Below are 14431 nucleotides of genomic sequence, written 5' to 3'. Positions count from 1 at the left end.
GGCGAACTAGCCGCCGCTGGGCGCAGCGACTTCGCCTTCGATCACGTCGCCGAACAGCTTCCAGTTCTCGCCTTCGAACCGCATCATCTGCAGCTGCTCGATCGGCGCGAAGTCGGTCGGCGAGGTGTTCAGCGTCACGCCCGGCAGCAGGCCGCCGAGCTGCACGCCCTTCAGGTTCGCCGCCTGCTTCATCACGTTTTCACGGCTGAGGTCGTCGCCGCACTGCTTGATCAGCACCGCAACGGTCTCGGCGATGTTGTAGCCGGTGGTGAACGAGGAGTCGGCGCGGCTGGCGTCCGGCGCGTACTTGGCCATGAATTCGTAATACGCCTTCATGCCTGGGTCGTTTTCCCACTGCTTGTCGGTGGCGTCCTTGGCGTAGGCGGCCGAGACGATGCCCTGCGCGTTTTCAAAGCCGGCCGGCTTCATCACGCTGCCGGTCGAGGCCGACACGTTCGGCACAATCATCATCGGCTTCCAGGCCAGCTCGGCAACCTTCTTGATGGTCTGCGCGGCGAATTTCGGCGTCGCGAAGATCACCAGCACGTCCGGATTGGCGGCCTTGATCTTGACGATGTGGGAGTCGACGGTCGGCTCGGTCAGCTCGTAGCTGTCCTCGATCACGACCTGCGACGCCTTGGCGCCGAGACCGTCCTTGAGGCCCTTCAGGTAGTCCTTGCCGAAGTCGTCGCCCTGATACAGCACGGCGATCTTGGCGTCCGGCTTCTCCTTCAAGATGTACTTGGCGTAGATCCGGCCTTCGCTCTGGTAGCTCGGCAGCCAGCCCATCGTCCACGGGAAGTGCTTCGGATCGTTCCACTTGGTGGCGCCCGACGCCAGGAACAGATGCGGCACCTTCTTGGCGTTCAGATACTTCTGGATCGCGGTGTTCGACGGCGTGCCGAGCGGCGAGAACATGAACAGCACTTCGTCGCTCTCGACCAGCTTGCGGGTCTGCTCGACGGCCTTCGGCGGCGAATAGGCGTCGTCATAGGACACGTAGACGATCTTGCGGCCGTTGATGCCGCCCTTGTCGTTGATCATCTTGAAATAGGCTTCCTGCGCCCGGCCGACGCTGCCATAGGCCGAGGCGGGGCCGGAATACGGCACGATGTTGCCGATCTTGACTTCGGTGTCGCTCGCACCGGGGCCGTATTTCTTTTGCGCCAGTGCTTGCCCGCCGGTGGCGGACAGCAGCGCGACGGCCGCGACGGCGGCGATGGAACGGGACAGGGCAGACATCGGATTCCTCGCGTGTTGTTGTTGGTCTTGCCGCATGCGCTGCATTGCAGTGCAACAGTGCAGCGGAGCGTTAGCCGGTTCGGCCGCCGTGCTCAACCCGCGGAAATTACGACGGTTACCAAATTTCCCGCCTATTCCGTCCAGTGGAAATAGATCGTCGTGCTGCGCGGAAATGTCGCGAGGAGAGCCTGCACGGCGGAAGACTTGCGGCGACCGAGCTGCCGCACGGGGGAACCTTCCCGCTACGCTGCGTGTGCCTTCTTCAGATGCGCGGCGACGAGTTTCAGGTCGTCGACGAAGCGGGCGTATTCGCGTTCCTTGGCTTCGGCGTCGGGCAGCCGCAGCAGATAGGACGGATGCACCGTCACCAGCACCTGCGGGCCGTCGTCGCGGTCGATCAGGTAGCCGCGGGTCTTGGTGATCGGGGTGATCTTGCCGAGCACGCTCTGCGCCGCGGTCGCGCCCATCGCCACCACCAGCAGCGGCTGCACCGCGGCGAGTTCGCGCTCGTACCATTGCCGGCACGCCTTGATCTCCGGCGTGTTCGGCTTCTGGTGCAGGCGGATCTTGCCGCGCGGCACGAATTTGAAGTGCTTCACCGCGTTGGTCACATAGGTCTTGCTGCGGTCGACGCCGGCTTCCGCCAGCGCGCGATCGAGCATCTGCCCGGCCGGGCCGACGAACGGCTTGCCGGCGAGGTCTTCCTTATCGCCGGGCTGCTCGCCGACCAGCATCACGGTGGCATGCTGCGGGCCTTCGCCGAACACGGTCTGGGTGGCGTCCTTCCACAGGTCGCAGGCGCGGCAATCTTTCGCTTCCTCGCGCAGATGCGCCAGCGTGTCGGCCTTCGGCTTGGCTCTCGTCATCGGCTGCTCCTGTCGCTGCGGCTTCTTCGGCGCGGTCGCCTCGGCCGCGACCATCGCGTGCGCCTTGCGCTCGGCGTGTTCGATCAGCGGTTTGATCAGCGCCGCTTCGGGCAGATTGCGCCAATATTTCTTCGGCATCTCGGCCTGCATCGCCTTGGTCTTCAGCCGCGCCGGATTGAAGATGCTGGCGTAGTAGGTGAGCCAGGTTTCTTCGAGGCGATCCTCCGACGGTGCTATCGCCTTGGTGACGCCGGGCGTGATTGCAATCGCATGACCGTCCCAATGCGCGCAGACGTCGGGCGTCAGGATCGACCATTCCATGTCGGCGAAGCGCCGCGCGAAGAATGGCGCAGCGAGCTCCACGATATGGTGCTCGGGCTCGAACCACGCGACATAGCGTGACTTCGGTTCGCGGCCGATCTCGCGGAAGCGGACGAAGGCGTGCATCTTGTGCTCGTCGCGCCGCACCGCCTTGGCCAACGCCTGCAGCCGCGTCACGTCCGGATCGGTCGCCACCTGCATCAGCTCGGGATTGGCGCGCAGCCGCCACAGCAGCTGATACAGATACGCAAAGCGCTGCGGATCGCGATGCAGGATGGCGATCTGTGCCAGCTCGACGAAGCGGGCGGGGACGTTGAACGTCTGCCCGGGGGAGGGCGGCAGAGCCGGCTGGATCGACGGCTCCGACGTCTCAACGGCAGACGGCCCCGCCGGCGCCAGCTCCGGCGCGTCGAACAATTCCGGCTCGCCTCCGCTCACCGTCCATGTGACATCCGCCGGTGCCACGTCGGCCAGCACCAGCTCCCGCGCCGCCTTGCGCCAGCCGCCAAAATCGGTGTCGCTGTCGAGCCGGATGCGGTGCAGGGTGGTGATCGCTTGTTCTCCTTGTTCAATTAGTTGAGGATTACCCTTCAACGCGTCATGGCCGGGCTCGTCCCGGCCATCCACGTCTTTCTTGCGGTGCGCGACAGAAGGCGTGGATGCCCGGGACAAGCCCGGGCATGACGGAGGTTGTTACTTGGTCGCGGGCCTCTAAAACCCAAATCCCAGTTGCTGCGCCTTCGGCCGAAACCGTTCCGCCAGTCGCGCGGCGTCGAGCAGGGTGCTCGGCGGGCGGTGGTCGGGGAGAACGATGAACGGCAGCGCCTTGTTCCTTGGGATGTGGAGTTTGGCGAGGTCCGAGCTGCGGATCGCGCTGTGGCGGCGGGTGTCGATGATGCGGTCGACCGCCTTGCGGCCGAAGCCGGGAATGCGCAGCAATTCCTCGCGGCTGGCGCGGTTGACGTCGAGCGGGAAGCGCTCGCGATGGCGCAGCGCCCAGGCCAGTTTCGGATCCATCTCCAGCGACAGCATCCCGGCGGCGGGATCGATGATTTCGCCGGCGTCGAAGCCGTAGAACCGCATTAGCCAGTCGGCCTGGTACAGCCGATGTTCGCGCACCAGGGGTGGCGCCTGCAGCGGCAGGGCCCGGCTGGAATCCGGGATCGGGCTGAATGCCGAGTAGTACACCCGCTTCAGATTGTACGAGCCGTAGAGGTTGGCGCTGGTGTTGAGGATGGTCTGGTCGGTGGCGCTGTCGGCGCCGACGATCATCTGCGTGCTCTGGCCGGCCGGTGCGAAGCGCGGCGGCTTGGCGCGGGTGGGGGTCTTCCGCGCCTCGGCCTTAGCCTCGGTCGCTTCATCCAGCTTCAGCCGCAGCCGCCCCATGGTGCGGCGGATGGCGCGGACGTTCTTCTCCGGCGCCAATTGAGCGAGGCTGTTCTCCTCCGGCATCTCGATATTGATGCTGAGCCGGTCCGCATAGCGGCCGGCCTTGGCGATCAGCGCATCGTCGGCTTCCGGGATCGTCTTCAGATGAATGTAGCCGCGGAAGTGATGCTCTTCCCGGAGGCGCCGCGCCACTTCGACGATCTGCTCCATCGTATAGTCGGCGCTGCGGATGATGCCTGAGGATAGAAACAGCCCCTCGATGTAGTTGCGGCGATAGAAGTCGAGCGTGAGCTGCACCACCTCGTCGACAGTGAAGCGGGCGCGTGGCACGTTCGACGACGCCCGGTTGACGCAATACAGGCAGTCATAGGCGCAGGCGTTGGTGAGCAGCACCTTGAGCAGCGAGATGCAGCGCCCGTCCGGCGCATAAGAATGGCAGATGCCCATGCCGGGTGCGGTCGAGCCGAGACCCTTGCCGCCCTGGCTGTCGCGTTTCTCCGTCCCGCTGGAGGCGCAGGAGGCGTCGTATTTCGCCGCGTCCGCCAGGATGGCCAGCTTGCGCTGCACGTCCATGCTTGGAATCTCCTTGATTCATCTCGCTAAAAAATTTGCCGCAAGACCTCGGTGCGATCCCGATTGACTCCGCCCGGGAGCAGGGATTTATTAGAACATATCATGAACAAATGAGCCGGCAACGGGTTCATCGAATCCGAAAACGGCAACGGAAAAAGGAGCGGCGCATGGATAGCGCCCGCCTCGGTACGCTTGCGCGCCTGCAGGGCGAAATCGACCGGCTCGAAAGCGGGACGGCGGAGACGCTGCGCCGCGTGCCGCTCGGCCATGACGATGTGGATGCGGTGCTGCACGGCGGCCTGATGCAGGGCGCGCTGCACGAAGTGTTCTGCGATGGCCGTCACGCCTCTGCTGCAACCGGCTTCATCGCCGGCGTGGCGCAGCTGCTCGCGGAGGCGCGCTACCTGTTGTGGATCCGCCAGGATTTTTCCGCGCGCGAGAACGGAGAACTGGCGATGGAGGGGCTGGCCGAACTCGGCTTCGACCCGCGCCGCCTGGTGATGGTGCGCGCCCATGATGCCGACAGCGCGCTCCGTGCCGCCGCCGATGCGCTGGCCTGCAATGGGCTCGGCGCGGTGATCACCGAGCTGTGGGGCGAGACCCGCGCGTTCGATTCTGTCGCCTCGCGAAAACTGACGCTGGCGGCGCAGCAGTCCGGCGTCACCGCGCTGATGCTGCGGATCGCCGCTGCGCCGCAGGCTTCGACCGCGGAGACCCGCTGGGTTATCCGCGCGGCGCCTTCGCCGCCGATCGAAGGCTGGGGCGCCCCGGTGCTCGACACCTCCCTTGTTCGCAATCGTCGCGGCCAGACCGGCCGCTGGATCATGGAATGGAATTGTGATGCGTGCCGCTTCCGTGAACCGCAGGCGTATCCTCGGCCTTTGGCTGCCGAGGCTTTCGACCGATCGGGTCGAACGGGCCTCGCCGCAGGCGAGCACCGGCTCGCCGGCTGATGCTGCGCCTCCACCGCGTGTCGTCGCCGCCAAGCGCGACAACGCGCTGGTGGTGGTGGCCTGCGATGCGCGCGCCAGCCGCGGCGGGGTGATGCCCGGAATGCCGCTCGCCACCGTGCGGGCGATGCATCCGGCGGTCGATGTGATCGATCATGACCCGCATGCCGATGCGGCGCTGCTGAATGCGATCGCCGACTGGTGCGATCGCTTCACGCCGCTGGTGGCCCTCGATGGTGCCGACGGACTGCTGCTCGACATCACCGGTTGCGCGCATCTGTTCGGCGACGAGTTGAAGCTCCTCAACACGCTGACCGCGGCGCTGACGCGGCAGGGCTTTGCGGTCAGTGCCGCGATCGCCGGCACCGCGGTGGCGGCGAGGGCGCTGACCCGCGGCGGCTCCGGCCTGATCGTCGCGCCGGGCGAAGAGCTGCGCGCGGTGGCGCCGCTGCCGGTAGCGGCCCTCGGTGTCGATGATACGATCGTCCGCGGCCTGCGCCGCGCCGGGTTCAAGACCGTCGGTGAGGTGCTGGCGCGGCAGCCGACCGAACTCGCCGCAAGGTTCGGTGAAGGCTTCGTCGCGGTGCTGCGCCAGGCGACCGGCGAAGACGACGCGCCGATCTCGCCGCGGCGGCCGGCACCGGACTATGTGATCGACAAGAATTTTCCCGAACCGGTTGCCACCACCGAGGTCATTCTGCCGACACTGCTGGCGCTGGCGCGGCTGCTGATCGCCGCGATGGAGCGGAGCGGCAAAGGCGCGCGCCAGCTCACCGCGAGCTTCTTCCGCAGCGATGGCGCGGTGCGCAGCATCAGCGTCGAAACCGGACAGCCGGTGACGCGGGTCGAGGTGGTGCAGCGGCTGTTCGCCGAAAAGCTCGACGCGCTCGCCGATCCGCTCGATCCCGGGTTCGGTTACGATCTGATCCGGCTCGCCGCCAGCGTCAGCGTGTCTGTCGCCGAGGCGCAGCGCGGTTTCGACACCACCGCGCATCAGGCCGAGGATGTCGCCTTGCTGGCCGATACGCTGGCGGCGCGGCTCGGCGCGCGGCGGGTAGTGCGCTATCTGCCGCAGGATACGCACATCCCGGAGCGCGCGGCGCTGGCCGTGCCGGTGCAGCATTGTCCGCCTGACGCCGGCGATGCGCCGTGGCCGGAGCGCGCCGACGAGCCGCCGCTGCGCCCGCTACGGCTGCTCCAGCCGCCCGAGCCGATCGACGTGATGGCCGGCACGCCGGACGATCCGCCAGCGAAATTCACCTGGCGCCGCGTCCTTCATCGCGTCGTCCGCGCCGAGGGCCCGGAGCGCATCGCCATGGAATGGTGGCGCGCCGCCGAGCCCGGCCTGACCCGCGATTACTTCCGCATCGAAGACGAAGCCGGCGCGCGGTTCTGGGTATATCGCGACGGCCTCTACAATGTCGAAGTGACACCCCAGCCCGACGGCACCGGCCAGCCGCGCTGGTACATGCATGGGTTATTTGCGTGAGGGATAGGCGAGGGCGAGTGCGTATGCGTCCAGCCTCTCCCGTCATTGCGAGGAGAGAAGCGACGAAGCAATCCAGCGCCGTGCTCTGAGCTGGATTGCTTCGCTTCGCTCGCAATGACGAATCTAACGACTGAATTTTGAATCGAGACGCCCATGAGCGTGCCGCGCTACGCCGAGATCGGCGTCACCACCAATTTCTCGTTCCTCGAAGGCGGCTCGCATCCGCAGGACTATGTCCATGAAGCGAGCCGGCTCAGGCTCGACGCGATCGGCATCGCCGACCGCAACACGCTGGCCGGCGTGGTGCGTGCCTATAGCGAGCTCGACAATAAAGACCTCGTCCATAAACCGAAGCTGCTGATCGGCGCGCGGCTGTGCTTTGTCGACGGCACGCCGGACATTCTCGCCTATCCGACCGACCGCGCCGCCTACGGCCGCCTCTGCCGCCTGCTCAGCACCGGCAAGCTCCGCGCGGAGAAGGGCGAGTGTCATCTGACGTTTGGGGATTTGGAAGCGTTTGTTCACGAGGCATCGGCCTCGATAAATCAACCTTCGGCCTCCATCCACCAGTTCCCCACGCTGTCATGGCCGGGCTCGTCCCGCCTGCGGGGCCGAAGCCCCTTCGGCGCGGCGGAGGCCCGGCCATCCACGCCTTTGCTACGATTGAGTCAGCAAGACGTGGATGCCCGGCACAAGGCCGGGCATGACGGTGGAAAGGTTACGGGTCGTCATTCGAAGATCCTGCTCGTGGTCATGCCTTCGTACCGGTTCCAGACGAAGACGATCGCCACCGCATTGGAGCGTCTCGCCGCGCTCAACGCCGGCGCCGTCTGGCTTGGTCTCACGCCGTATTATCGCGGCGACGACAAGCGGCGGCTCGATCGGCTGCGGCGGATCGCGGCCGCAGCGAAAGTCCCATGCATCGCTACCAACGACGTGCTGTATCACCACCCGCGGCGGCGGGCGCTGCAGGATGTGCTGACCTGCGTACGCGAGAAGACCACGATCGACAAAGCCGGCCGCCGGCTGGAGGCCAATGCCGAGCGCCATCTCAAGCCCGCCGCCGAGATGGCGCGGCTGTTCCGCCATGATCCCGATGCCATCGCCGAGACGTTGCGCTTCGCCGAGCGGATCGATTTTTCGCTCGACCAGCTCAAATATCAATATCCCGACGAGCCGGTGCCGCCGGGCAAGACCGCGCAGCGTCATCTCGAGGATCTGACCTGGGCCGGCGCGCATAAAGCCTTCCCCAAGGGGATTTCGCCGCGCACCAAGAAGGTGCTGCACAAGGAGCTGCGGCTGATCCGCAAGCTGCGCTACGCGCACTACTTTCTCACGGTGCACGACATCGTGCAGTTCGCCCGCTCGCAGAACATCCTGTGCCAGGGCCGCGGCTCGGCGGCGAACTCGGCGGTGTGCTATGTGCTCGGCGTCACCGCCGTGAACCCGACCGAGGTCGACCTGCTGTTCGAGCGCTTCATCTCCAAAGAGCGGCTGGAGCCGCCGGATATCGACGTCGATTTCGAACACGTCCGGCGCGAGGAGGTGATGCAATATGTGTATCGCCGCTACGGCCGCCACCGCGCTGCGATCGTTGCTACCGTCATTCACTATCGGCCGCGCTCGGCGATCCGCGACGTCGGCAAGGCACTGGGGCTGACCGAGGACGTCACCGCCGCGCTGGCCGATACGGTGTGGGGCAGTTGGGGCAAGGGCCTCAACGACATGCAGGTCAAGCAGGCCGGGCTCGATCCGGCTAATCCGCTGATCGCGCTCGCGGTGGAACTCGCCACCGAGCTGATCGAATTTCCGCGGCATCTGTCGCAGCACGTCGGCGGTTACGTGCTGACCCAGGATCGGCTGGATAGCTACGTGCCGGTCGGCAACGCCGCGATGGCGGATCGCACCTTCATCGAGTGGGACAAGGACGATATCGACACCCTGAAGATGATGAAGGTCGACGTGCTGGCGCTCGGCATGCTGACCTGCATCCGCAAATGTTTCGACCTGATCGACGCGCACAAGCGCGAGCGCTGGACGCTCGCCAGCATTCCGCGAAAGGTGCCGGAAGTCTACGACATGCTGTGCCGCGGCGAGTCGCTCGGCGTGTTCCAGGTCGAAAGCCGCGCGCAGATGAACATGCTGCCGCGGCTGAAGCCGCGCATATTCTACGACCTCGTCATCGAAGTTGCGATCGTGCGGCCCGGCCCGATCCAGGGTGACATGGTGCACCCTTATCTCCGCCGGCGGAATCATCAGGAGAAAGTCTCCTATCCGTCGCCATCGCCGCAGCACGGCGACAAGGACGAACTCCGCAAGGTGCTGCACAAGACACTCGGCGTGCCGCTGTTTCAGGAGCAGGCGATGCGCATCGCCATCGAGGCGGCGAAGTTCACGCCCGAACAAGCCAACGGCCTGCGCCGCGCGATGGCGACGTTCCGCAATGTCGGCACCATCGGCAAGTTTGAATCGATGATGGTCGAGAACATGGTGGCGCGCGGCTACGACCGCGCGTTCGCGCAAAACTGTTTCGAGCAGATCAAGGGCTTCGGCTCTTATGGCTTTCCCGAGAGTCATGCCGCGAGCTTCGCGCAGTTGGTCTACGCCTCGTCATGGCTCAAGCACGTTCATCCAGACGCGTTCTGTTGCGCGCTCTTGAACTCGCAGCCGATGGGATTCTACGCGCCGGCGCAGATCGTCGGCGATGCGCGAAGTAATGGCGTCGAGGTGCGGCCGGTCGATGTGTCGTTCAGCGCAGGTCAGTGCACGCTGGAGGAGCGCTGCGGCAAGCATCACGCGGTGCGGCTCGGCTTCCGCATGATCGACGGATTTCGCTGGGCCGATCCGGACGAGGAGCGGGTGCGGCTCGAAGCCGGCGAGGCGCCGAGCGACGACTGGGCGGCACGCATCGTCGCGGCGCGGGCGAGGGGGGCGTTCACGTCGCTGGAGCAGTTTGCGCGCATCACCGCGCTGCCGAAGCGCGCGCTGATCCTGCTCGCTGATGCCGACGCGTTCCGCTCGCTCGGGCTCGATCGTCGCGCCGCGCTGTGGGCGGTGCGGCGGCTGCCCGACGATGTGCCGCTGCCGTTGTTCGAAGCCGCCAGCGCGCGCGAGCAGGACGATGAACGCGCCGCGCCGCTGCCGGCGATGCCGATGGCCGAGCACGTCGTCGCCGATTATCAGACGGTGCGGTTGTCGCTGAAGGGGCACCCGATGGAATTTTTGCGTGCGTTGTTCGCGGCCGAGCGGGTGGTGACGTGTAGTAAGGTGTTGCAGTCCGATCAGCGCGCCAGCGGCCGCTGGCTGCGCTGCGCCGGCGTCGTGCTGGTGCGGCAGCGGCCGGGCAGCGCCAATGGCGTGATCTTCATGACCATCGAGGACGAGACCGGCATCGCCAACATCGTGGTGTGGCCGGCCATCATGGAGAAGTTTCGCAAAGAGGTGATGGGCGCACGGCTGGTACTGGTCGAGGGCAAGGTGCAAGCGAGCCCCGAAGGCGTGGTGCATCTCGTCGCCGAACGCCTGATCGATCGTAGCTATGAGATGGGCCGCCTCGCCGAAGGCCTGGTCGGCCCGGCACTACCGGACGGCACCGACCTCTACGAGCAACTGACCTCCGAAAAGCGCGGCTACGAAGCCCTCAACGGCGACCGCCGCGACACGCCCGACGCCCCCGCCCAACGACATCGCCACCCCCGCGACGTCCGCATCCTGCCGCCATCGCGGGATTTCCATTGAGGGGGTGTGATGCCGCTTATGACCCTAAGCGGCCATTCGACGTTCGGCATGTTTTGCAGCGTTTTCGCAATGCCTCGGGCACGTCGCATCGTTGACATCACTCAAATCCGCAAGCACCCTTTCGAAATGGAATGGCAAAACTTAGAGACATTTTCATTCGGCGATAGTCCCGACTTGGCGAACAGGCTTGTTGAGCTTGTTCTCTCGGGAACAAAGCGTGCGACCTGCTGGGCAGAAAGTCAGGGCCTGCTTTCTGCGGAGGTCGGTAAGTTGATGGTCGTCCTAGACGGGCAAGGCGTTCCGAAGGCCGTCCTGAAGACAATTGAATTGACGAAACGACGCTTTGACGAAGTCGATGGGGCGTTTGCTTTCGATGAAGGTGAAGGTGACCGTTCTTTGCAATACTGGCGCGAGGCGCACACGCGATACTTCATGCGACTTGGAAGATATGCGCCGGATATGATGCTCTGGTGTGAACGGTTTGAGCTTGTCGAACGCATTGGCTCGACTCCGTCCTGAATGCGAATAGGAAGCCATTCATTCCGCTTCTGGCCCAAAGCGCTCTTGGCCGAGGCGATCAGCTGACGGTCCTCTCGTGTATCGCTCTCGGGAGCCCGTGCGGCCGTCATACGAACCGTCGCTAGCGCGCCTCAGGAGAGGTCTATTTCGCTGGCGGAAACACGTCGGGGTTCGGAGGGGGGCGCGGAAGCGGCCGGACAGCGGGCGGCGGTGTTTGATGCGTCTTTCTGCAATGGCTTCGAAAGTCGTTGATCGCGCCGAGTCCGACATTGAGGCTGTCGCCGTCACTGATCGTCTTACCGATCGCAAGGCGCACTGAGCCCGTCTTCTCGAAATCGTCGAGCCACTTGCTGTCAACCGGAACGGTGAAAGCATACGACCAGCCATCAGCATCGCCGAATTCAAGCTTCGCAAGTGCCGACTTGGTCCGTCCGTCCGACAGCGCGACCGTGGGATATTCACCGCTGGTCAGCAGCGCCGCGAATGCGGAGCGTTGCTCATCCCTCATCGCCACCGAGACGGCGACGTTTCCAGATTTCACGACGCATGTGAACGCGAAGCGGCCGACGGCGTCCGTCGCGTCGGAAGATGCCTGAACCAGAGATGATCGACCCTCGGACGTCGAAGTCCGCCAGCGTAGATCACCCTGCTGTGCTCTCGTCTCTTCGCAAACGGCAGCTGAAGCGAGTGTTTGCAACAAGGCTGCGCTCAATACTGGCCAGACCTTGATCCAAGATGTCGTGTTCATCCAGGCGACCCCACGATTACCGCAATCATACAACAGGCGAACGCACCAGGAGAATTGGCCTTCTGGCTCTCTCGACATGGTCGGATTTCAGATCCGCTCTCGCGCACCAAGATTCCGTAGCCCTGCGTCCTGACAAAATCCTGGTTCGACTACCCGTCCTGTCCGACGAGGGGCGTATCATGAGGCGTCTTGGTGGGGGCAGATCGGTCGGCTGGGTGACCAGCCGGGCGACTTCGGCGGAGCCGGCGTGGCTGGCGAAGCCGGAGTGACGCGACGGGTCTCGCAAGCCCGCGTCCGGGAGGCATCGGGTCTCCGTCCGAGTATACTACGGGGCTCTGCGACTTGTTAGTTCGCTGGACGAGGGACGAGCGAAGGCGGGGAAAGCCCGCCGGATGCAGCGGTGCGGAAAGCATCGCGCCCGTCCCCGGAAGCACGGACCTGGTCGCGCAAAACCGCCGCCGGTGGCGCGCCGCAAGGCGACGCGCGGTCGGTCGTTCGCTGCGGCGAGCGTCACGTTCGCGACACGCCCGACGCCCCCGCCCAACGCCACCCCCGCGACATCCGCATCCTGCCGCCGTCGCGGGATTTTCACTAAGCGATCACGCCGCCAGTGCAGCGGCCCGTTCGCGGAACGACAACGCGGTCGCCGCGGCGCCGATCTCGAACGGCGTGACGTCCGACCAGAACCGGCTGGTGAATTTCCGCGCATCGACCCGGTACGGACGATCCCACAGGAAACGCATCTCGCTCATCTCCCGCAGCATCGGCGACACCGTGCCGATCGCCGGCAGCAGCCATTGCGGCAGTGACGTGATCCGCGCAGGCATGCCAAGCGCCCGGGCGCCGAGTTCGAGAATCTGACGCGGGGTGCGGATCGGCGCGCTCGGCATGTGCCAGGCCTGACCGAAGGCGTCGTCCGGGGCGTCGAGCAGGGTCGCGACCGCGCGCGCGATATCCGGCACGTAGGCGAAGTCGTGCGGCGTGTCCGGCGTCGCGATCAGCATCGCGCGCTTGCCCTTGGCGAGTGCGCCGAATGCGAGATCGCCGAGATGCGACAGCCCGACGCCCGGCCCGTAGAAATCCGGCGCCCGCAGCGCCGCGACGCGTACCTGGCCGGCGGCGCTCGCCGTCGTCCAAAGCCGCGTGATGGCGGCGCGCACCGCGGGTTTCACGCCGGCATCGGTCAGCGGCATGTCCTCGCGCAGCGGCGCGTGCTGCGGGCCGTACATATACAGGTTGTCGACGAACACCATCCGCGCATTCGCCGCAGCGGCGGCCGCGAGCAGGTTTTGCATCGCCGCTGGCCACGCGGTGCGCCACACCTCGCCGACATAGGGAAAGCCGATCGCGACGACGATCTGCCTTGCGCCCGCAACGGCACCAGCGACCGAAGCGGGTTCGAGCACGTCGCAGGCTTGAAACACAGCGCCGCGCGGAAGATCGGCGGGCCTGGATCGTTGCGCTACCCGCACCGCAACGCCTTTGGCTGCGAGCAATTCGGTGGTGGCACGGCCGACCGGGCCGTAGCCGAGAACGACGATCTCCGGCGTCATGGACAACTCCTGTCAAAGTCGATGACCGCAGACTAAGCGCTTTCGTTGCATATCAAAAATGCATTGTTTATATCATCATCATGCGCGAAGTGAATTTAGCAGGGCTCGACCTCAATCTGCTGCCGCCGCTCGAGGCGCTGCTGCGCCGGCGCAACGTCACCCACGCGGCGCAGGACGTCGGCCTGAGCCAACCGGCGATGAGCCGCGCACTGTCGCGCTTGCGCATTTTGCTCGCCGATCCGCTGCTGGTCCGCGGTCATCATGGCTTGGTGCTGACGCCGAAGGCGCAAGCCTTGGTGCCGCTCCTGAGCGTCGCCGTCGCCGACCTCAAGGACCTGTTTCGCGAACGCCGGTTCGACCCGGCCACCGAACAGCGCACCATCCGCATCGCGGCGTCCGACAATCAGACCGTACTGCTGGCGCCGCCTTTGATGGCGCGGCTGGCCCGCGAGGCGCCCGGCATCGATCTGCGCTTCGAGCCCTACCGCGCGGATCTGCGCGAGCGCATGGAGAGCGGCGCGCTGGATTTCGCTTTCGCGCTGGCCACCACCGATTTGCCGCCCGGTGCGGTGAGTATGCCGATCGCCGCCGACCGCCTCGCGCTGGTGATGCGGCGCGGCCATCCGAAAGCCAAACGCACCTGGCGGATCGGCGACTATGCCGACGTCGACCACGTCGGCATCGCGCTGCTCGACGACGGTCGCTCGGAGCTCGACGGAATCCTGGCGGCCGCGGGGGTGAGCCGCCGGGTCGCGCTGGTCACGCCGCATTTCACCGCGGCGCTGGCGACCGTCGCCGCGACCGACATGGTGACGACGATCTCCCGCGCGTTGGCCCGGCGCTTTGCCGGCGCCTTCGATCTGATCGTCAAACCGCCGCCGTTCACCAAGATCGAGTTGCCGATGACGCTAGTGTGGTCGCATCTGCGTCATGGCGATCCGCTGCTGGTCTGGTTTCGTGGCCTCTTGCGCGAGGTCGCCGGGCCGGCCTATGCGGATCGTCGTCAACGCGCGGCGCGCGGACCGACTTAGCCGTGCGCCGTC

10 protein-coding genes are annotated in these 14431 nt (G+C 65.7%); 5 read left to right on the top strand and 5 right to left on the bottom strand.

Going from position 1 to position 14431, the window contains the following annotated elements; all coding sequences use genetic code 11:
- Positions 1-6: 6 nt before the first annotated feature.
- The 3 genes from DY467_RS17490 to DY467_RS17480 all read right to left on the bottom strand — a co-directional run bounded on the left by DY467_RS17490 (position 7) and on the right by DY467_RS17480 (position 4391).
- A complete protein-coding gene (locus DY467_RS17490) occupies positions 7-1242 on the bottom strand; it encodes an ABC transporter substrate-binding protein (protein WP_107343769.1) in 1236 nt (411 codons plus the stop codon).
- 242 nt (positions 1243-1484) lie between these two features.
- Positions 1485-2972 (bottom strand): UdgX family uracil-DNA binding protein, encoded by a 1488-nt coding sequence (locus DY467_RS17485; protein ID WP_164637842.1) that lies wholly within the window; start codon positions 2970-2972, stop codon positions 1485-1487.
- A 168-nt stretch (positions 2973-3140) separates the two neighbouring features.
- Entirely contained in the window at positions 3141-4391 is a 1251-nt protein-coding gene (locus DY467_RS17480; protein ID WP_164637810.1) for a putative DNA modification/repair radical SAM protein, read from the bottom strand.
- Positions 4392-4558: 167 nt separating this feature from the next.
- Here DY467_RS17480 and DY467_RS17475 point away from each other — a divergent pair, with 167 nt between their 5' ends.
- The 4 genes from DY467_RS17475 to DY467_RS17460 all read left to right on the top strand — a co-directional run bounded on the left by DY467_RS17475 (position 4559) and on the right by DY467_RS17460 (position 11087).
- On the top strand, positions 4559-5344 hold the full coding sequence (locus tag DY467_RS17475) for an ImuA family protein (RefSeq protein WP_164637840.1): 786 nt from the start codon (positions 4559-4561) through the stop codon (positions 5342-5344).
- Entirely contained in the window at positions 5232-6830 is a 1599-nt protein-coding gene (locus DY467_RS17470) for a Y-family DNA polymerase (RefSeq protein WP_164637808.1), read from the top strand. Before DY467_RS17475 ends, DY467_RS17470 begins: the two co-directional genes overlap by 113 nt.
- A 153-nt stretch (positions 6831-6983) precedes the next feature.
- A complete protein-coding gene (locus DY467_RS17465) occupies positions 6984-10568 on the top strand; it encodes an error-prone DNA polymerase (RefSeq protein WP_164637806.1) in 3585 nt (1194 codons plus the stop codon).
- A 9-nt stretch (positions 10569-10577) separates the two neighbouring features.
- Positions 10578-11087, top strand: a complete 510-nt coding sequence (locus tag DY467_RS17460) for an ASCH domain-containing protein (protein WP_349627652.1) — start codon at positions 10578-10580, stop codon at positions 11085-11087.
- A 142-nt stretch (positions 11088-11229) separates the two neighbouring features.
- On the opposite strand, the gene DY467_RS17455 is transcribed toward DY467_RS17460, so the two are convergent.
- Both DY467_RS17455 and DY467_RS17450 read right to left on the bottom strand, forming a co-directional pair.
- The gene (locus tag DY467_RS17455) at positions 11230-11835 is read right to left on the bottom strand and encodes a hypothetical protein (protein WP_164637804.1); all 606 of its coding nucleotides are present in this window, start codon (positions 11833-11835) and stop codon (positions 11230-11232) included.
- Positions 11836-12434: 599 nt separating this feature from the next.
- Entirely contained in the window at positions 12435-13388 is a 954-nt protein-coding gene (locus DY467_RS17450) for an NAD-dependent epimerase/dehydratase family protein (protein ID WP_164637802.1), read from the bottom strand.
- A gap of 80 nt (positions 13389-13468) precedes the next feature.
- On the opposite strand from DY467_RS17450, the gene DY467_RS17445 reads away from it, so the two are divergent.
- Positions 13469-14419 carry a LysR family transcriptional regulator gene (locus tag DY467_RS17445; protein ID WP_164637800.1) on the top strand — a complete coding sequence of 317 codons (951 nt, stop codon included), beginning with the start codon at positions 13469-13471 and terminating at the stop codon, positions 14417-14419.
- The last annotated feature ends 12 nt before the right edge of the window (positions 14420-14431 follow it).

This window comes from Rhodopseudomonas sp. BR0G17, from assembly GCF_010907025.1.
Taxonomy (GTDB): domain Bacteria; phylum Pseudomonadota; class Alphaproteobacteria; order Rhizobiales; family Xanthobacteraceae; genus Rhodopseudomonas; species Rhodopseudomonas palustris_H.
This window is presented reverse-complemented; position numbering and strand designations above follow the sequence as displayed.